The following is a 17,618-nucleotide window of genomic DNA, read 5'->3' as shown; positions in this document are numbered from 1 at the left end:
TTACTCGTCGAGGTTCAGCTTGATGCCGGACGCCGTGGTGCCGTCCACGAGCGGCGGCGCCGGGTCGGCCTCCTGGGCGCCGGTCAGCGACCCCGACAGCCAGCGGTCGAACTCGGGCTCCAGGTCGCCGATCCTGCCCTCCTCGCCGTGCGCGGGCAGCACCCTCGTCTCGTGCGGCAGCGTGAACAGCCTCTCGCCGATCGAGGTGAGCTGGTCGGCGAGCGCGGGGTACTCCCCGCCGAGCTTGCCGGGGCCGTCCATGAGCAGGGTCTTGCCGGTGAAGACCGCGCCGAGGCCCTCGCAGTAGAGCGAGACGCCGCCCGGCGTGACCCCCGGCGTGGAGAGCACCTCCAACTCGACGTCGGCCACGGAGAACAGTCCCTCGTCCTCCATCTCGATGTCGGGCCAGGTCTCCTCCCAGGTCTGCCGCCACAGGCGCTTGTCCTTGGGGTGGACGGCGATGACGGCCTCGTCCCTGGCCGCCACCTCGATCGCGGCGCCCACGTGGTCGGGCAGGCCGTGGGTGCAGATGACGGCGAGGACCTCGCGGTCGCCGACCTTCTCCAGGATCTTTTCGGCGTCCCGCGCCGGGTCGATGACGATCACCTCGTCGTCGTCGCCCACGATCCAGGTGTTGTTCTCGACCTTGTGCTCGTCGCCCTCAATGTCCACGAGGCCCGAGGTCACCACTCGTTCGATACGCGCTGTCACGGCTCAGAACCTTACTATCCCCGGCGCTTCGGACCCGCCGTACTAGACATCCCCGTCCAGGCGCGGCGAGAAGGCGCCGAAGGGCAGGTCGAGCGCCTGGTCCTGGTCCCGCAGGTCACGCAGGGACAGGTTGGCCAGCGCGATGAAGCAGCCGGCCTCGACCGGCCAGGCGACCGTCCACAGCCAGTTGCCGAGGGCCTCGCCCACGTAGACGGCCCGGTCTCCCGGCACTCCCCGCCCCGCGCACCACAGCGCCGTCGGATGACCGCGTGCGTCGATCTTGGCGTGCGGGGGCCCGGCGTCGAAGCCCGCTCCGGGGTCCGGGCCCGGCAGCCCGGCGTACGCGGCGCCGAGGCCGATGCCGGGTTCCTCTGCGATGAGCAGCATGTCTGCGGGACCGGGGGTGACCGACGGACCGGAGAGGGCGACGACGCTCGCCCTCATGCCGGTGCGCTCGTCACCCACCTCGGCGAAGCCCGTCACCAGCCACCCGGTGGGCAGCGGCCACGGCAGCCAGACGGGCACCCTGGCCGCCTCGCACAGGGCCTCCAGCGCGGCCCGTGAGGGCCGCCGGGGCGGTTGGAAGGGCAGGACGTCCCCGTGGGCGGCGCATCGCCAGGAACTCGACCAGACGTTCGGTTCGTGTAGCGGCCCGAAGCACCGCGGACATGTTGGCGCGGTTCTCACAAATATTCACGGTGCTTCCGTGATGTCCGTACGTCAAGAGTCTGCCCGTTATCTAGTCGTAATCTTGGTGATGTGCGGTGCATCAGATGTGTGGGCGCGATCGTCGCCGACGCCGAAGGGCGTCTGCTGCTGGTGCGGCGGGGCCACCCTCCCGGCGAGGGGCTGTGGTCGCTGCCCGGCGGCAGGGTCGAGCCCGGCGAGACCGACGAACAGGCGCTGCGCCGCGAGCTGCGCGAGGAGACCGGCCTCGACGTCACCGTCGTACGGCTCGCGGGGACCGTGCTGCGGCCCGCCCCCGGCGGGGGGACCTACGAGATCCACGACTACGTGGCGACCGCCTCGGGCGTGCCGGTCGCCGGGGACGACGCCGCCGACGCCCGCTGGTGGGCGCCGTCCGACCTGGTACGGCTTCCGCTGACCGACGGCCTCACCGACGCCCTCACCGAGTGGGGAGTCATCGCTCCGTGACCGTGCTGCGCCAGATCGTCAGGTGGTCGTCGGCGTAGCCGGCCGACCTGCCGATGGCCACGACCCGGTCGCCGGAGACCGCCACCGCCCCGAGCCACTGCGCCCCCTGGCCGCCGAGGCCGTCCTGGGTGAGCGTCTGGCGCGCCCAGTTCACTCCGTCCTCGGACACCCAGGCGGCGCTGTCGGCCTCGCCGCCCTCCGCCGGCGACCGGTGCGATCCGACGGCGACCAGTCCCCGCCCGGTCGCGGTCAGGTCGAGGACCGAGGCGGCGGCGTCGGCGGGCAGCATCCCGTACTCCCAGCTCGCGCCGTCGTCGGTGGACAGCGCGGAGAACGGGCGGGGGCCGTCCTCGGTCATCGCGGTGCCGACGGCCACCACGCCGGCCTCGGTCGCGACCACGTGGCGCAGCCCGGCCGAGGTGGTGTCCGGCGGCAGGACCCGGCCGCGCGCGTTCCAGTTGAGCCCGTCGGAGGAGACCCAGACCACCCCCGTCTCACGGTCGGCCGTGCCCGACCCGCCGACCGCCATGAACCCCTCGGGCGTCGCCGTGACGTCGTAGAGGCGCACCCCCGCCCCTCCGGCCGGCATGCTGCCCGGCGCGGAACGGGTGAACCGCTTGAGGTCGGGGCTGAACCACAGGGCGGGCAGCGTCCCGGTGGCCGACCGGTCCTCCCCCGCCAGGAGGTAGCCCTTCGGCCCGGCGGCCACCACGCCCGGCGCGAGCAGGAAGTGGCCCGCGGGCACCTCGATCGCGGGACCGGGCCGCCAGGTCTTCCCGTCGGCCGAGGTGACCAGCAGCGGCCGGGTCACCGCCGGGTCGGTCGTCGTGCTGCCCACGGCGAGCCATCCCCTGGGGCCGTGCGCCACGCCGCTGAGCGCCTGGCGTCCCGGTCCGCCCAGCAGGTCGGGGAACGCCGCGTCCTTCCAGTTGGCTCCGTTGTTGCCGCTCGTCCAGATCGCGGCGTCGCCGTTGGCCGCGCCCACGGCCACGAAGGTGCCGCCGGAGGCGGCGACGTCCGCGGTGTCCCTGGCGAGCCGGTTGAGCCCGGCGATGTCCTTGAGCGGCACGGTGCGCGCCGCCTCGCCCTTGCCCGCGGTGATCAGGACGGGGAGGTTCTCCACGTCGCCGGGCCCGCGCTTGTCGCCGCCCGCCACGAGGACCCCGGCGTCGGTGATGGCCAGCCCGCGCAGCGTCCCGGGGATCCCGCCGAGATCGGCGCTCCTGGTCCATTTGCGCCCGTCCTGGCTGGTGTAGACGGCGTACCGTTCCCAGGCCGATTCGGCGACCGCCGCCACGCCCGCCGCCGACGCGGCCAGGCCGCGCACGCCCGTCCCCTCCGCGCCGAGCGGCCCTATCGTGCCGCACTGGCTCCAGTCGGCGCCCTCCGGCGAGCAGTAGACCCGGACCTCGCCGCCGTCCGACTTCTGCCGGGTGGGCACGAGCACGAAGCCCTTCTTGGTCGCCGCCAGCGCGCCGGGCTCTGCTCGTACGTCCGCCAGGGCCGCGGCCGTGCGCAACCAGGTGCGGCCGCCGTCGTCGGAGCGCAGGACGACCGAGATCGAGTCGCCCGACCCCGGATCGGCGAGCGCCACCACCCGGTCGCCCCGGGCGGCCACCGCCCGCATCGCCCTGACCTTGTCGGGGGTGCCGATCTGGTCGGTGTCCACCCTCGTCCAGCCGGCGCCGTCGGGTGACACCCAGGCGACCGGGCCCGCCGTGCCGTCACGCAGGGTCGTGGCGCCCACGGCGAGGAAGCCGGTCGCGGTCCGCGCCACGTCGGTGATCCTGTCCTGGCTCCAGAACGCGGTCAGCCGGGCGGGGTCCACCGCGGTCCAGGACCGGCCGTCGGAGGAGACCCACATGCCGCGCGCGGCCGGGCCCGCGGAGCCGGGCGCGTCGGTCCCGACGGCGAGCCAGCGGCCGTCGCCGCCCGCGACCCTGCCGACCGCCCCGGGCGCGGACTCGTATCCTGGGGCGTCGGCGACCCGGCCCATCTGCCAGTGCTCGCCGCCGTCGGCGGACACGAGGAACAGCGGCCGCGCGAGCGGGCTCGTCGTGTCGCTGCCCGCCGCCACCACCGTCGCGCCCGCCGCGGCGAACGCGTTGAGCACCTGGCTTGAGCCGTTGCCCGGCAGCCCGGGCGCCGAGAACGCCGCGTCGCCCGACTGGCCGTCGCCGGCGGCGAGGCGCAAGCCGGCCGTGGACGGGCCGCCGGCCCACCTCACGACGGCCACGCCCAGCACGGCGGCCGCGACGAGGACCACGGCGATCAACGCCGGAGCGACAAGCCGGGGTAACCGCATGGGTAACCGTGGAGGGAACCGCCGCACCGGCAGCACCCGCCTGTGGCGGCGTCCGCCGCCCGCCCGGGGCGAGCCGGCGGCCACGAGCACGTCGGGACGGGCCGGGCGGCCCCCCGGCGGACGACCAATGCGCTCGACCGGCTCAACCGGCTCGACCGGCCTGTCTTCCCCGGGCCCGTCGTGCTCGGGCTCGACCGGGATCTCGGGGCTCATGCGGATGCCGCCGGACTCCCCCAGGCCGTGACGCGAGGCGGGCTCTGGCGGCGTGTGCGCCCACACGTGCTCCCCGCGCTCGCCGGAATCCTGCTCGCCGGGGTCGTGCTCGCGCAGCGGCCCCGACGGAGGGGTGTCGATTTCGGGGGCGCCGGGCCCGTCCGGGTTCTCGCGGGGGATCTGGGCACGCCGCCGCCGGGGCGGGCCGGAGGCGACCAGCTTGTCCGGCCGGTTCACGATCCGGCGACGCCGGCCCTCCTCCTGCCCGGGTGACTCCTGCCCGGGTGATTCCTGCGTGGGGGACGCCGCCGGTTCCCCCGCCGACCTGGCACCCTCGCCATGCCAGGTCGTGGGGGCCTGCCCGGGGCCGGGCGGGCCGGTCGCGCCCGCGTCGCCGGGCTCCCCGGGAGCTTCGGGACTCCGTCCGCCTGAGCGGCTGTGGCGCGGTTCGCCCGTCCCGTGCTGCCCTGTCCCGTGCGGCCCTGTCCCGTGCGGCCCTGTCCCGTACGGCGCCGCGTACGGCCTGCGGCCGGTCCGGGGCCCGCGGTTGCGGGGTGCGTCCGATCCCTCGTCCGCCGCAGGGCGCGGCGCCCAGGTGTCGCCGCGTAAGTCCGGGTCGGGTGGGTCCGGATCGCCGATCTTGGGGTATGGCCGGGTGTCCTCGTCGTCTCCCGGCCCGCCCGCGTCATCGGGTACCGCGTCATCGGGAATCGGGGCGGCGAACGGCGGCATCGCCCACGGAGACGGGCCGGGCGGCCGGTGGTGCAGCTCCGGCGGGGGCGCGGAGGAGGGTTCGCCGGCATCACGTCGGCGGTCGCGCTCGTGGGGGCCCGAGGCCACGCTCAGTACCTCCTCCCCGGAGAGGTCAATCCGGACCGTTCCACCTGTGGTAAGGCAAAGCGATCACAGTGATACCCCATCACGGATCCAGAGCAACACGGGAAGAGCGTGGGAGCCATACCTCTCTAGTGAGATTTATCGGGAGAGGGTCTGAATTGCCCACTTTCGGGCGATTATCAGCACGCCGATGCCGAAAATCGCGAACTGGACGGCCGATCCGATCAGCGCCTCCCAGGGCACCGCGCCCTGTTCCATCGCGCTGCCCATGTCCCCAGAGGCCGCGACGACTCCGAACGCCACGATGTTGTTGGTCGCGTGCAGGGCGATCGGCGCCTCCAGCCCGCCGGTGCGGACCGCCAGCCACCCCATGAGCATGCCGAACGCGAAGACGTAGACGATCCCCCAGCCCGTGTAGCCGTGTGAGGCGGCGAAGGCCGCCGCGCCCACCAGGATCGCCGGCCACGGATTACGCAGGTACGCCCCGAATCCCTGGATGATCCACCCGCGGTAGGCGTACTCCTCGGCCGCCGACTGGAACGGCACCAGCAGCAGGATCACGATGATGGCCGGGAGGAACTCCCCCCAGCCCGCCCAGCGGAATCCGGGATCCACCCCGGCGGACATCAGCATCCCCGCCTCGACCGCCTGGCCGAGCACGACCGCCACCAGCGCGACCAGCAGGCAGGCCCCCAGCCACCGCCACCGCAGCCGCAGGGCCACCGACGACAGCGACCCCGGTGGTCTTCGCTGCAACAGCCACGCCGCGCCGAGCACCAGCGGCAGCAGCAGCGCGATGACCCCCAGCTGGAACCCGAGGTCGAGGACGGGATCGGCGAACAGCCGGGTCCCCGACCGCACCATGGGAACGCCGGTGACCAGCGAGACCACGAAGGCCACCAGACCGACGGCGATCGAGAGCGCCAGGAAGGCCGCGATGATCGCCACCGTGCCGGCGATCGGCCGCCACCAGCGGTGCAACGGCGTACGGGCCAGACGGTCGTAACGGGTGCCGGGCGGGGGCGGGACGTCCCAGCGGGTACGCGGGGGCGGCGCCCACGGGTAGGGCCCCGGATATGGCCCTGGATATGGCCCTGGATATGACCACTGCGGCTGGGCCGCAGGGTGTGGCGGCGGGTGCGGCAGCGGCTGCGGCGGGCCGGCCGGCCAGGCGGTCCCGCCCGCGTACGGCCCGGGTGCCAGGTAGGGACCGGGCATCTGGTTCGGGCCGGCGGCCTGATCCGGGCCCGGTGACTGGGCCGGATCCGGCTGTGGTTCGTTCATGTGTCCATTCTTCGCGTACCGCGGGCGATCAGCTGGGCGGGGTGAAGGAGCTGGACCGGGGAAGGCTGGCGGCGCGGCCCTTGGCCGCCACCACCAGGGCCATCTTCCGCGACGCCTCGTCGATCATCTCGTCCCCCAGCATGACCGCGCCCCGTTTCTCGACCGTCGTGTAGTACTCGTACGCGTCGAGGATGAGTTCGGCGTGGTCGTAGTCCTCCTGGGACGGCGAGAACACCTCGTTGGCCGCCTCCACCTGCGACGGGTGGAGCACCCACTTGCCGTCGAACCCCAGGGCGGCCGACCGCATCGCCACCCGGCGGAAGCCGTCCAGGTCGCGGATCTGCAGGTACGGCCCGTCGATCGCCTGGAGGCCGTGCGCGCGGGCGGCCATCAGGATGCGCATGAGGATGTAGTGGTACGCGTCCCCCTCGCCGTACCCGGGGGGCTGCTCGCCCACGACCAGCGTCCGCATGCCGATCGAGGCCATGAAGTCGGCCGGGCCGAAGACCAGCGTCTCCAGCCGGGGCGAGGAGGCGGCGATGTCGTCCACGTTGACGAGGCCCCGGGCGTCCTCGATCTGCGCCTCGATGCCGATGCCGCCCTCGGGCAGGCCGGTGGCCCGTTCGATCTGGCCGATGAGGGTGTCGAGCCAGGCCACGTGGGAGGCGTCCGCGACCTTCGGCAGCATGAGGCAGTCGAGCCGGTCGCCGGCGCCTTCGACGACCTCGATGACGTCCCGATAGGTCCACTGGGTGGTGAGGTCGTTGACCCGGACGACGACCGTCTTGCCCGTCCAGTCGCCCTCCCTCAGCGCGGCGACGACGTTGCGGCGCGCCTCGTCCTTCGCGCCGGGGGCGACGGAGTCCTCCAGGTCGAGGAAGGCCTCGTCGGCGGCGAGGCCCTGGGCCTTCTCCAGGAAACGCGGATTGCTGCCGGGCACCGCCAGGCACGAACGTCGAGCGCGCATGGGCACACGGTAGCGCGGTGAATAAGCTCTGCTTCATGAGGCTGGCGGTGATCGAAGAGGGTGCGAAGAAGTCCAACGTGTTGTGGCTCGGCCTGCCGTCCGGGCTCCGGCTGGCCTGGCACGTGTGGCACGACGGCGCGGTCTACGTGGTGACCGGCGGAGGGGAGCAGTCCCTGCCCGGGCTGACCGAGGTCGCGGCCGGGCGGGGCGAGGTCGAGGTCGTGCTGCGCAGCAAGGACAACGGCGCCGAGCTCGTCCGTTTCCCCGCCGTCGCCGAGGTGGTGGACCAGGCGGCCGCCCCCGAGGCCGTGGCCGCGCTGGCCAAGGAGCGCCTGAACGCCCGCGACGCCGCCGGCCTGACCACCCGCTGGGCCGAGGGGTCCACCGTCGTACGGCTCGTCCCCCGCGCCTGAACGCTCAGACGCGTACGGTCTCGGCCGCCTCGACGGCGTGGCGCTCCGAGCCAAGCCGTACGGTCGCGGTCTGGGCCAGCAGGGCCCCGGCGAGCACGATCAGGCCTCCGGTGATCTGGGCGGTCCCCAGGCGCTCGCCGAGCAGCACCCAGGCGATCAGCGCTCCCGCGATGACCTCCACCGAGGCGACCGTCGCCCCGACCGCCGCCGACAGCCGCCGCACGGCCGTGACCCCGGTCGTGTACGCGACCACGGTGGCCACCACGACCAGCACCACGGCGGCCGCGGCGACCGGGACCGTGTGGCCGGAGACCTCGACGGCGTGGGTGAACGCCGGCCAGTCGATGTTCCAGGGCCGGGAGACGGGCAGCAGGACCACCGCCGAGCCGAGCATGCCCCAGCCGATCAGGCCGAGCGTGTCCACGTCGTCGCCGAACGAGTCGCTCATCAGGAAATATCCGGCGCAGCCGGCGCCGGCCAGCAGGGCCAGCAGCAGCCCGAGTGCGTCGAGGCGCAGTCCCTCCCAGACCTGCACGACGATCGCCAGGCCCACGATCGCGATGAGCGCCCCCAGGTAGGCCGAGCGCGGCAGCCGTACCCGCCGGACGAACCGCACCCACAGGACCACCATCACCGGGGAGGTGTACTCCAGCAGCAGCGCGACGCCGACCGGCAGTCGGGTGATGGCCACGAAATACAAAGCCTGCACGGCGGCCACGGCGACCACGGCGTACGCCGCGAAGAACAGCAGGCGGTCACGGGGGATGCGCAGCGCGCGCGGCCTGACGGCGGCCAGGACCGCCAGCAGGAGCACGCCGGCCCCCGCCATGCGGACCCACACGGCCTGCAGCGGCGTGAGCCCCGCCATGCCGAGGATCTTCGCCATCGGTCCGGAGAACCCGAAACAGAAGGCCGAGACGCCCGCGATCGCCAGGCTGACAGCCCTCATCGTCACCTGCCCATGTAATTACCAACAAACGGCTTTGATCCTGTCATAACGCGGAGCGGTCCGCATCCTTGCGTAACCTGACAGAGTGGATCGGATCTTCGTGGCCCGCCTGGCGGGGCTGGCGGTCTTCGACCCGGCCGGCGACCAGATCGGCCGGATCCGGGACGTCGTCGTCTCGCTGCGGGGACCGCTGCTCCCCAGGGTCCACGGCTTCGTCGTCGAGGTCCAGCCGCGCCGCCGGGTCTTCCTGCCGATCACCAGGATCACCAGCATCGAGGCCCGCGCCCTCATCTTCACCGGCAAGCTCAACATGCGCAGGTTCGAGTGCCGGGACGCCGAGACGCTGGCCATCGGGGAGATGCTCGACCGCACCGTCGAGTACAAGGGCGAGCGGGTGACCGTACAGGACCTGGCCATGGAGCAGCCGCGGCCGTCCGACTGGCTCATCACGAAGGTCGCGGTACGCCGCGGGAGGCGGCGTAGGGGCGAGACGCTGATCGTGGACTGGGACGAGGTCAACGGCTTCACAGGGATCCAGAAGGACCAGGGCGCGGCCAACCTGCTCGCCGCCTTCGAGGCGCTGCGCCCGGCCGACCTGGCGAACATGCTGCATGAGCTGCCCACCAAGCGGATGGCCGAGGTCGCCGCCGCACTGGACGACGACCGGCTCGCCGACGTCCTGGAGGAGCTGCCCGAGCGCGACCAGGTGCTCGTGCTGAGCCGGCTGCACCGGGAGCGTGCCGCCGACGTGCTGGAGGAGATGGGCCCGGACGACGCCGCCGACCTGCTGCAGGAGCTGCCCGCCGAGCAGGCCGAGGGCTTGCTGCGGCTCATGGTGCCGGAGGAGGCCGAGCCGGTCCGGCGGCTGCTGACCTACGGCGAGTTCACCGCCGGCGGCATGATGACGACCGAGCCGATCATCCTCCCGCCGACCTCGACCGTGGCCGAGGCCCTCGCGCACATCCGCCAGCAGGAGCGGCCCCCCGCCATCGCCGCCCAGGTGTACGTGGCCCGCCCGCCGAGCGAGACGCCGACCGGGCGCTTCCTGGGGGTCGCGCACTTCCAGCGGCTGCTGCGGGAGCCGCCGTCGACGCTGCTCGGCAGCGTGATAGACATCACCGTGGACCCGATCAGGCCCGAGCTCACGGTGCACGAGGTGGCGTCGTACCTCGCGACGTACAACCTGGTCGCGGTCCCCGTCGTGGACGAGCTGTGCCGGCTGCTCGGCGCGGTGACCGTCGACGACGTGCTGGACCACATGCTGCCGGAGGACTGGCGGGAACGCCCATGACAGAACGCCTCGACCAGCCGCGCGAGCTGACCTACCGCCTGCGGCTCTACTACGACCCCGAGGCGTTCGGCCAGCTCTCCGAACGGATCGCGCGCTTCCTGGGGACCGCGCGCTTCATCGTCTACATGACCGTGTTCGTCGGGGTCTGGCTGCTGTGGAACGTGCTCGCGCCGTTCAAGTTCGACCCCTACCCGTTCATCTTCCTGACCCTGATGCTCTCGCTCCAGGCGTCGTACGCCGCGCCGCTGATCCTGCTGGCGCAGAACCGGCAGGCCGACCGCGACCGCATCCAGTACGAGCAGGACAGGGTGACGGCCGAGCGCAACCAGGCCGAGATCGAGTACCTCACCCGGGAGATCGCCGGCCTGCGCATGGCGCTCGGCGAGGTGGCCACGCGCGACTACATCCGCTCTGAGTTCCAGCGTCTGCAGGACGAGCTGAGCGCCGATACGCCTAGATCGCGTGGGGCGGGTTCGGAGGATCCCCGCTGAGTCCATAGCATGGATTCATGGCACCATCCCCTGAACTGGTCATGGCCGCGCTGGCGACGGTGAACGACCCGGAGATCCGTCGGCCGATCACCGAGCTCGGCATGGTCAAGAACGTCGACATCGCCCCCGACGGGGTGGTGCGCGTTGGCGTGTACCTGACCGTCGCCGGCTGCCCCCTGAAGGACACCATCACCCGCGACATCACCGGGGCCGTGTCCCGGATCGACGGCGTGTCCCGCGTCCACGTGGACATGGACGTCATGAGCGCCGAGCAGCGCAAGGAACTGCAGACGAAGCTGCGCGGCGACCGCGGGCCGGAGAAGGAGATCCCCTTCGCCAAGGCCGGCTCGCTGACCCGGGTGTTCGCGGTGGCGAGCGGCAAGGGCGGCGTCGGCAAGTCGTCGGTCACGGTGAACCTCGCCGCGGCGATGGCCTCCCAGGGCCTGAAGGTCGGCGTCGTGGACGCCGACATCTACGGCCACTCGGTGCCGCGCATGCTCGGCGTGAGCGAGCGGCCCACCAAGGTCGAGGACATGATCATGCCGCCGGTGGCGCATGACATCAAGGTCATCTCGGTCGGCATGTTCAAGCCCGAGGGCAACACGCCGGTGGTCTGGCGCGGCCCGATGCTCGACCGCGCGCTGTACCAGTTCCTGACCGACGTCTACTGGGGCGACCTCGACGTCCTGCTGATGGACCTGCCCCCGGGCACCGGCGACATCGCGATCTCGGTCGCCCAGCGTCTGCCCACGGCCGAGATCCTGGTCGTGACGACCCCGCAGCAGGCCGCGGCCGAGGTGGCCGAGCGCGCCGGGTCGATCGCCGCCCAGACCCACCAGCAGATCGCTGGCGTCATCGAGAACATGGCGTGGCTGCCCTGCCCGCACTGCGACGAGCGCATCTCGGTGTTCGGCGAGGGCGGCGGCCAGTCCGTGGCCGACGCGCTGACCCGCACGCTGGGCGCGCGCGTGCCGCTGCTCGGCCAGGTGCCGATCGACATGCGGCTGCGTGAGGGCGGCGACGAGGGCAAGCCGCTCGTGCTGACCGACCCCGACGCCCCGGCGGCGGCGGAGCTGCGCCGGATCGCGTCCGGCCTCGGCAAGAAGTCGACCAGCCTCAAGGGCCTGAAGCTCGACATCTCGCCGGTCAAGCACTAGACCGGCGGCCGGATCAGGTCGCCTCGTTGTCGTACGGCGGGATCTCCCCCACGCCCAGTTCCGGCGTGGGGGCGCCGACCGGCTCGGCCGTCGTCTCCGGGCCGCCGTTCCAGTCGTTCTCGAGGTCGTCGAGCAGGTGCTTGCGCACGAAGTTCTTGGGGTTGAGGTCGGCCGGGTCGAAGTTGGCGAACTCGGGCCCCATGTTGGCCTGCAGGTCAGCCTTCGCGTTGTTGGCCATCTGCCGGAGCTGCCGCAGCGTACGGCCCGCCTGCGAGGCGGCCTGGGGCAGTTTCTCCGGCCCGAAGACGAGTAGGGCGATCACCACCAGTGCCAGGGCCTCTCCCCAGCCGAGTCCGAACATGGCGATCTCCTCCTGCATGTGCGACTGAAATCAGACTAATGCCCGCGCCCCAAGCTGTGGACAGGGGACGCCCTGCTTCATGAGACGGGCTTCATAAGACGGGCTTCATGAGACGGGCTTCATGAGACGGGCTTCATGAGGGGCGCGCGCTGGGGGCGGGGGCCGCGCCGACCGTGACCGTCGCCGTCCGCACCTCGCCGTCGTGCCGGAACCTGATCCGCACCTGGTCGCCGGGGGCCTTGCTGCGGATGGTGACGATCAGCTCCCGGCTGTCGCTCACGGGCTGGCCGTCGACCTCCAGGATGACGTCCCCCGGGTGCAGGCCCGCCTTGGCGGCCGGACCTCCCGGCGTGACCGGCACGGCGCCGCCCTCGGTCTGGGTGGAGATCCGCACCCCCTGGCCCTGGTAGCTCTGGTCGATCGTGATGCCGATCCTGGAGGTGCGGGCCGTTCCGGTGGTGATGAGCTCCTGGGCGATCCGGCGCACCTGGTTCACCGGGATCGCGAAGCCGAGGCCGATGCTGCCGGACTGCTGGCCCAGCAGGGAGCCGCCGACGGTGGCGATCGCCGAGTTCACCCCGATCACCTCGCCCGCCGCGTTGACCAGGGGGCCGCCCGAGTTGCCGGGGTTGATGGCGGCGTCCGTCTGGATAGCGTTGATGAGCGCGTAGTCGGACCCGGTGCTGCCGCCCGCCTCGACGGGCCGGTTGAGCGAGCTGACGATGCCGGTGGTGACCGTGCCGGTCAGGCCGAGGGGCGAGCCGACCGCGATGACCGGGTCGCCGACGACCACGCCGTCGGAGTTGCCGAGGGGCAGCTCCGGCGCCCTGACGGCCCCGTCCGGCTTCACGACCGCGATGTCGGAGTTGGGGTCGCGGCCGACGACGCGCGCCCCCGAGGAGGTGCGGTCGTTGTAGCGGATGCGGATCTCCCCGGCCTGTCCGGCGACGGCCACGACGTGGTTGTTCGTGACGATGTAGCCGCCCTTGATGACGAAGCCCGACCCGGTGCCGGACTCGCTGTTGCCCTTGACCTCCAGCGAGACCACGCTGGGCAGGACCTTGGCGGCCACCCCGGCCACCGACTGCGGCGGCCGGGCCGTGGGCTGCTTCGACGGCGTGCTCAGCGCGTAGCCGGGGTCGATGCCGGAGGACGGACGCGTCAGCAGGAACGTGCCCCAGCTCGCCACGCCGCCCGCCACGAGCGCGATGACCACGGCCAGGGCGGCGTACAGCGCGATGTTGGGGCCGCGCGGCTCCCGCTGCGGCGCGACGGGATACAGCGGCGGCGGAGCCCATCCTGGGCCCATGCCGTACGCGCCGGTGGAAGGCGGAGGGCCACCAGGAGACTGCTCCGGCTCCTCGCCCGCGGGAAGGAACTCGGGCCGGTCCGACGCGCCGAACGAACGCGTGTTGTCGGTCATCGCGGCAGTCACTCCTCGCGCACGGCGTCATCCGCTGGGCAGCCGCGGTAACGAGGAAAGCGGCACACGACGGCTACGGTGTCCGATCGTATGCCGATTCCTCGGATCAGCGCGAAAGCCCCCTGGTGACGCTGGGTGACGGGGTGGGCGACACGCTCACCACGGGTGCCCTGTTCTGGGCGGGATGCTGTACGAACATCTGGCCGGGCGTCGGGTTCGGGGTGGCCGTGGATCCTCCGGCCATGAGCATGGTGCCGAGGGCGACGGCGGCGCCGGCCATTCCCACGGCGACGTATCCCGCGCGTCTGGCCCTTCCGGGCCGTCCCGGCCTGGATCGTCCCTCGTCCCGGCCCCGGGGCCGGTTGTCCATAGGCCCGGCGGCGTGCATGCCGGGTAGCCGCCCGGCGCCGAAGGCCGGGTGGTCGGGAAAGGGCCGCATCCGCGGCGGCAACGGCCCTCCCGGCTCCGCCATGCGCAGCAGCGACATGGTGAGGTCCGCCGGCATGGCGGGCGGATCCATGGACCGCAGACGGGTCTTCAGCGCCCGCATCGCGTCGACCTCCGCGCGGCAGTCCGCGCAGAAGGTCAGGTGCGCGAGCGCGCGTTCTCGCTCGTTGTGACTGAGTTCGCCGTCGATGAGCGCGGAGACGCGCTCGCCAAGATGACTCACAGTCCCTCCCTGCTGATTGAAGGGGGGGTTTGATCGCCGTTCCGGTTCGCGGAGGGCGCCCGGTGGTCGAGCGCCTCCCGCAGTTGGGCGCGGCCGCGATGGATGCGGCTGCGCACCGTGCCGAGTTTCACGCCGAGCGTCGCGGCGATCTCCTCGTAGGACAGTCCCTCGATGTCGCACAGCACCACGGCCGCCCGGAACTCCGGCGCCAGGGCGTCGAGCGCGGCCTGGATGTCGGGCTCCAGGTGCGCGTCGTCGTACGCCTGCGCCGGGGACGGCTCGCGGCCGTGCAGCCGCTCGGCGGCGTCGTCCGCCAGCCCCTCGAAGCGGATGCGCTGCCTGCGCCGCGCCATGTCGAGGAAGAGGTTCGTCGTGATCCGGTGCAGCCACCCCTCGAACGTGCCCGGGGTGTAGCTCGACAGGGACCGGAAGACCCGGACGAAGACCTCCTGAGTGAGGTCCTCGGCGTCGTGGACGTTGCCCGTCAGCCTGTAGGCCAGCCGGTAGACCCGAGCGGAATGAGTTCGGACGACCTCCTCCCAGGTGGGAGGCGTCCAGTCGGACACCGAAGTCTCCGCCTGGTGGTCGTGCTCGTCCACCGGCATTCCTCTCTGCAGGATCGTCGCTACAGCCATAGTGCCTGGTTTCGCCCCTTCCTGCGCACCGCGGGCTGAGCGGTCTCGAACAAAGACCGTTCAAAGCGTGCAACGTCCCCGTTGTGGCGTGAGTTCCCGTTCCGGTCCGACTCCCCTAGGCTGCGTCCAAGATGAAGCAGGGGAGGGAGAGGCCGATGGCGACACCGGCCAGCCTGGAGTACGCGGAGGAGTTCGTCCCGGAGGACGACATCCTGCGGACCGCGCGCCGGCGTGGCATCGAGGTCGGGGCGCGCCCGATCCTGCCCGGGTGCGGAGCGGCGCTCTGCTTCCTCGCCACCGTGGTGAACGCGCGCTCGGTGGTGGAGGTCGGCACCGGGTGCGGGGTCTCCGGCCTGTGGCTGCTGCGCGGCATGCGCCCGGACGGCACGCTCACGAGCGTGGACGTGGAGCCCGAGCACCAGCGCATGGCGCGCCAGACGTTCGCGGAGGCGGGGTTCTCCGGCAGCCGCATCCGTCTCATCGGCGGCCGCGCGCTCGACGTCCTTCCCCGCCTCGCCGACGGCGGCTACGACATGGTCTTCTGCGACGCGGCCAAGCAGGAGTACATCGACTACCTGACCGAGTCGGTACGGCTCCTGCGCACGGGCGGGGTCGTCGTCTTCGGCGACGCCTTCTGCGACGACCAGGTGGCCGACCCCACCCAGCGCGACCCCGACACGGTCGCGATCCGCGAACTGGGCAAGCTCGTGAGGAACGACGAGCGGCTGCGCCCGCTGATGCTGCCGCTCGGCTCCGGGCTGCTGGCCGCCGTCAAGCTCGGCTGACCTGCGCCCGAGGAGCGCTCCGCCGGAGCGCTCCGCCTCATGTCATCTTGTACGCCCTCACCAGGGTCTGCTTCGCCCCGCAGCGGGCGAAGCGCAGCTTGTACGGCTTGCTCACGCAGGCCCAGAACTCGATCCTTCCGCTGTTCATCTTCTTCGTCTTCTGCTCGACGCAGTCCACGTCCTTGTAGAAGTTCATGTAGCGGTAGGTGTGACCGCCGTAGCGGATCTTGGCCATCGCGTAGCGGTGGTCGGTGCTGCGGTCGCAGATGACGATCGTGTTGCGGTCGGTCAGCGTGGCCTCCGCCAGCGCGTTGCCATGGCCGTCGCTGATCCGCGCCGTGGCGAGCGGCGAGGCCGAAGCGGAGGCGGCGGTGCCGACGGTGGCGGTGGCGAGTGCCAGACCGGCGACGGCCGTGGCGAGCAGCAGCTTCTTCATCGCTGTTCCTTTCCGTTTGCGCGGCTTCCAGTGGTTTGGAGACCGGAAGTCGCCGGAAAGTTCGAAGCGGCGGTCAGAGGCCGTTCGCAGAAGCGGTGGTGAGGTAGCGGAGGAGCAGGCGGACGCCGAAGCCGGTGCCGCCCTTGGTGATCTCGCCCTCGTCGGAGGTGGCCCGCGCGGGCCCCGCGATGTCCAGGTGCGCCCAGGGCCGCCCGCCGGTGAACTCCCGCAGGAACAGCGCGGCGGCGATCGACCCCGCCGCGCCCGACAACGTCCTGTCGACGTTGGCCAGGTCGGCGACGTCGGAGTCGAGCATCGCGCGGTAGTCCTCGACGAGCGGCATCCGCCACAGCCGCTCCCCACCGGCCTCTCCCGCCTCCGCCAGGGAAGCGGCCAGCGACTCGTCGGTGGCGTAGAGCGCGCCCAGGTTCACGCCGAGCGCGACCTTGGCCGCCCCGGTCAGCGTCGCGACGTCGATCAGGACGTCCGGATCCAGTTCGGCGTCGGCGTACGCCAGCGCGTCGGCCAGCACGAGACGGCCCTCGGCGTCGGTGTTCAGCACCTCGACCGTGCGCCCGCCGTACTGGGTGATGACGTCTCCGGGCCGCTGCGCCGAGCCGGAGATGGAGTTCTCCGCGCACGCCACGAGGCCGGTGACCCGCACCGGCGCCTCGAAGGCCGCCAGCGCGCTCATCGCGGCGATGACGGCGGCCCCGCCCGCCATGTCCGTCTTCATCGCCTTCATGCCCTCGGTGGGCTTCAGGGACAGGCCGCCGGTGTCGAACGTGATGCCCTTGCCGGCGAGCACCACGTGGGCGCGCGGGTTCTCCGGCGTGTAGGAGAGCTGGACCAGGCACGGCGGGCTGATCGACCCCTGGCCGACCGCCCGGATGCCGCCGAACTCGCCGAGCTCGGGCTCCTCCCACACGCGTACGTCGAGCCCGGACTCGGCGGCGACGCCCTTGGCCTGCTCGGCGAGCCAGGCGGGCGTCTTCACCGAGGACGGGGTGTTGACGAGGTCGCGGGCGAGCGCGGTGGCCCGGGCGACCGCCTCGCCGCGCTTCAGGTCCTGCTCGTCCCCGCCGATGAAGACGATCTCCCCGACCGGCTTCGTGCGGCCGTTGCCGATGGTGAACGTGTACGCCGCGAGCAGCGCGCCCTCGACCAGGGCGGCCGCCTTCCCCTCGGACGGGACGACGACCGACAGCGACGCCCGGCCCTTCGCCCGCCTCGCGACGGCCGCCCCGGCCTTGCGCAGCGCGGCGGCCGACCCGTCGCCGGTGCCGTACAGCAGGACGCGCCGCACGCCGCCCTCCCGGACGGTGGGGACCTCCACGACCTCGCCGGGCTCTCCCTTGGCCTCATAGTGCGCCAGCAGCGCGTCCACCGGCACGGGAGACTCCAGCCAGGGCGCCGCGGCAGGGGCCGGTCCGGGGCCGAAAGGCACGGCCACCAGGTCGGCGTCCGGCGCCGGCCCGGCACCGTGAGAACCGGCGAAGACCGGCGTGGTCTCGATGGGCACGTCCACCTCCAAC

General features: G+C 72.4%; 18 protein-coding genes. 6 read left to right on the top strand and 12 right to left on the bottom strand.

Annotated elements, in window-relative coordinates:
* Both ACQEVJ_RS05500 and ACQEVJ_RS05495 read right to left on the bottom strand, forming a co-directional pair.
* Window positions 1-711, bottom strand: coding sequence for an MBL fold metallo-hydrolase (locus ACQEVJ_RS05500; RefSeq protein WP_433097812.1), 711 nt, complete (start codon window positions 709-711; stop codon window positions 1-3).
* A 42-nt stretch (window positions 712-753) separates the two neighbouring features.
* Window positions 754-1,398, bottom strand: a complete 645-nt coding sequence (locus ACQEVJ_RS05495; RefSeq protein WP_433097810.1) for a DUF6758 family protein — start codon at window positions 1,396-1,398, stop codon at window positions 754-756.
* Window positions 1,399-1,470: 72 nt separating this feature from the next.
* Here ACQEVJ_RS05495 and ACQEVJ_RS05490 point away from each other — a divergent pair, with 72 nt between their 5' ends.
* Window positions 1,471-1,866 (top strand): NUDIX hydrolase, encoded by a 396-nt coding sequence (locus ACQEVJ_RS05490; protein ID WP_433097808.1) that lies wholly within the window; start codon window positions 1,471-1,473, stop codon window positions 1,864-1,866.
* Here the strand turns inward: ACQEVJ_RS05490 and ACQEVJ_RS05485 are convergent.
* From ACQEVJ_RS05485 to ACQEVJ_RS05475, 3 genes are all read right to left on the bottom strand, one after another.
* On the bottom strand, window positions 1,853-5,224 hold the full coding sequence (locus tag ACQEVJ_RS05485) for a hypothetical protein (RefSeq protein WP_433097806.1): 3,372 nt from the start codon (window positions 5,222-5,224) through the stop codon (window positions 1,853-1,855). The two genes, ACQEVJ_RS05490 and ACQEVJ_RS05485, sit on opposite strands and share 14 nt — an antisense overlap.
* A gap of 135 nt (window positions 5,225-5,359) precedes the next feature.
* Complete coding sequence (locus tag ACQEVJ_RS05480; protein ID WP_433097804.1) at window positions 5,360-6,505, bottom strand: lysostaphin resistance A-like protein; 1,146 nt, start codon at window positions 6,503-6,505, stop codon at window positions 5,360-5,362.
* 28 nt (window positions 6,506-6,533) lie between these two features.
* Complete coding sequence (locus ACQEVJ_RS05475) at window positions 6,534-7,472, bottom strand: HpcH/HpaI aldolase/citrate lyase family protein (RefSeq protein WP_433097802.1); 939 nt, start codon at window positions 7,470-7,472, stop codon at window positions 6,534-6,536.
* 35 nt (window positions 7,473-7,507) lie between these two features.
* Between ACQEVJ_RS05475 and ACQEVJ_RS05470 the strand changes: the two genes are divergently transcribed.
* A complete protein-coding gene (locus ACQEVJ_RS05470; protein ID WP_433097800.1) occupies window positions 7,508-7,885 on the top strand; it encodes a hypothetical protein in 378 nt (125 codons plus the stop codon).
* Between the two features lie 4 nt (window positions 7,886-7,889).
* On the opposite strand, the gene ACQEVJ_RS05465 is transcribed toward ACQEVJ_RS05470, so the two are convergent.
* A complete protein-coding gene (locus ACQEVJ_RS05465; protein WP_433097798.1) occupies window positions 7,890-8,834 on the bottom strand; it encodes an EamA family transporter in 945 nt (314 codons plus the stop codon).
* Window positions 8,835-8,919: 85 nt separating this feature from the next.
* Here ACQEVJ_RS05465 and ACQEVJ_RS05460 point away from each other — a divergent pair, with 85 nt between their 5' ends.
* The 3 genes from ACQEVJ_RS05460 to ACQEVJ_RS05450 are packed head-to-tail and all read left to right on the top strand — an operon-like array spanning window position 8,920 to window position 11,773.
* A complete protein-coding gene (locus ACQEVJ_RS05460; RefSeq protein WP_433097796.1) occupies window positions 8,920-10,125 on the top strand; it encodes a magnesium transporter MgtE N-terminal domain-containing protein in 1,206 nt (401 codons plus the stop codon).
* Window positions 10,122-10,616, top strand: coding sequence for a DUF1003 domain-containing protein (locus ACQEVJ_RS05455; protein ID WP_433097794.1), 495 nt, complete (start codon window positions 10,122-10,124; stop codon window positions 10,614-10,616). Before ACQEVJ_RS05460 ends, ACQEVJ_RS05455 begins: the two co-directional genes overlap by 4 nt.
* Before the next feature lie 17 nt (window positions 10,617-10,633).
* A complete protein-coding gene (locus tag ACQEVJ_RS05450) occupies window positions 10,634-11,773 on the top strand; it encodes an Mrp/NBP35 family ATP-binding protein (RefSeq protein WP_433097792.1) in 1,140 nt (379 codons plus the stop codon).
* 13 nt (window positions 11,774-11,786) lie between these two features.
* Here ACQEVJ_RS05450 and ACQEVJ_RS05445 read toward each other — a convergent pair whose 3' ends face one another.
* The 4 genes from ACQEVJ_RS05445 to sigE all read right to left on the bottom strand — a co-directional run bounded on the left by ACQEVJ_RS05445 (window position 11,787) and on the right by sigE (window position 14,832).
* Window positions 11,787-12,134: a sec-independent translocase gene (locus tag ACQEVJ_RS05445; RefSeq protein ID WP_433097790.1), complete on the bottom strand. Its 348-nt coding sequence runs from the start codon at window positions 12,132-12,134 to the stop codon at window positions 11,787-11,789.
* A 133-nt stretch (window positions 12,135-12,267) separates the two neighbouring features.
* Window positions 12,268-13,557 (bottom strand): S1C family serine protease, encoded by a 1,290-nt coding sequence (locus ACQEVJ_RS05440; RefSeq protein WP_433097788.1) that lies wholly within the window; start codon window positions 13,555-13,557, stop codon window positions 12,268-12,270.
* 106 nt (window positions 13,558-13,663) lie between these two features.
* The gene (locus ACQEVJ_RS05435; protein ID WP_433097786.1) at window positions 13,664-14,227 is read right to left on the bottom strand and encodes an anti-sigma factor family protein; all 564 of its coding nucleotides are present in this window, start codon (window positions 14,225-14,227) and stop codon (window positions 13,664-13,666) included.
* A complete protein-coding gene (gene sigE / locus ACQEVJ_RS05430; RefSeq protein WP_079319394.1) occupies window positions 14,224-14,832 on the bottom strand; it encodes an RNA polymerase sigma factor SigE in 609 nt (202 codons plus the stop codon). Before sigE ends, ACQEVJ_RS05435 begins: the two co-directional genes overlap by 4 nt.
* 185 nt (window positions 14,833-15,017) lie before the next feature.
* Between sigE and ACQEVJ_RS05425 the strand changes: the two genes are divergently transcribed.
* The gene (locus ACQEVJ_RS05425) at window positions 15,018-15,647 is read left to right on the top strand and encodes an O-methyltransferase (protein WP_433097784.1); all 630 of its coding nucleotides are present in this window, start codon (window positions 15,018-15,020) and stop codon (window positions 15,645-15,647) included.
* A gap of 37 nt (window positions 15,648-15,684) precedes the next feature.
* Here ACQEVJ_RS05425 and ACQEVJ_RS05420 read toward each other — a convergent pair whose 3' ends face one another.
* Window positions 15,685-16,083, bottom strand: a complete 399-nt coding sequence (locus ACQEVJ_RS05420; RefSeq protein ID WP_433097782.1) for a hypothetical protein — start codon at window positions 16,081-16,083, stop codon at window positions 15,685-15,687.
* Window positions 16,084-16,156: 73 nt separating this feature from the next.
* Complete coding sequence (locus ACQEVJ_RS05415; protein ID WP_433097780.1) at window positions 16,157-17,605, bottom strand: leucyl aminopeptidase; 1,449 nt, start codon at window positions 17,603-17,605, stop codon at window positions 16,157-16,159.
* Window positions 17,606-17,618 lie beyond the last annotated feature (13 nt).

Origin of the sequence: Microbispora sp. CA-102843, from assembly GCF_050936215.1 — a bacterium.
Classification (GTDB): domain Bacteria; phylum Actinomycetota; class Actinomycetes; order Streptosporangiales; family Streptosporangiaceae; genus Microbispora.
The sequence above is the reverse complement of the archived record's forward strand: the minus strand, read 5'-3'. Positions and strand labels throughout refer to the sequence as shown.

Excerpts from the sequence above, each read along its gene's own strand:
- ACQEVJ_RS05425 (WP_433097784.1), top strand. The coding sequence starts at position 15,018 with ATGGCGACACCGGCCAGCCTGGAGTACGCGGAGGAGTTCGTCCCGGAG.
- ACQEVJ_RS05475 (WP_433097802.1), bottom strand. The coding sequence starts at position 7,472 with ATGCGCGCTCGACGTTCGTGCCTGGCGGTGCCCGGCAGCAATCCGCGT.
- ACQEVJ_RS05440 (WP_433097788.1), bottom strand. The coding sequence starts at position 13,557 with ATGACCGACAACACGCGTTCGTTCGGCGCGTCGGACCGGCCCGAGTTC.
- ACQEVJ_RS05450 (WP_433097792.1), top strand. The coding sequence starts at position 10,634 with ATGGCACCATCCCCTGAACTGGTCATGGCCGCGCTGGCGACGGTGAAC.
- ACQEVJ_RS05470 (WP_433097800.1), top strand. The coding sequence starts at position 7,508 with ATGAGGCTGGCGGTGATCGAAGAGGGTGCGAAGAAGTCCAACGTGTTG.
- ACQEVJ_RS05465 (WP_433097798.1), bottom strand. The coding sequence starts at position 8,834 with ATGAGGGCTGTCAGCCTGGCGATCGCGGGCGTCTCGGCCTTCTGTTTC.
- ACQEVJ_RS05420 (WP_433097782.1), bottom strand. The coding sequence starts at position 16,083 with ATGAAGAAGCTGCTGCTCGCCACGGCCGTCGCCGGTCTGGCACTCGCC.
- ACQEVJ_RS05445 (WP_433097790.1), bottom strand. The coding sequence starts at position 12,134 with ATGTTCGGACTCGGCTGGGGAGAGGCCCTGGCACTGGTGGTGATCGCC.
- sigE (WP_079319394.1), bottom strand. The coding sequence starts at position 14,832 with ATGCCGGTGGACGAGCACGACCACCAGGCGGAGACTTCGGTGTCCGAC.
- ACQEVJ_RS05480 (WP_433097804.1), bottom strand. The coding sequence starts at position 6,505 with ATGAACGAACCACAGCCGGATCCGGCCCAGTCACCGGGCCCGGATCAG.
- ACQEVJ_RS05455 (WP_433097794.1), top strand. The coding sequence starts at position 10,122 with ATGACAGAACGCCTCGACCAGCCGCGCGAGCTGACCTACCGCCTGCGG.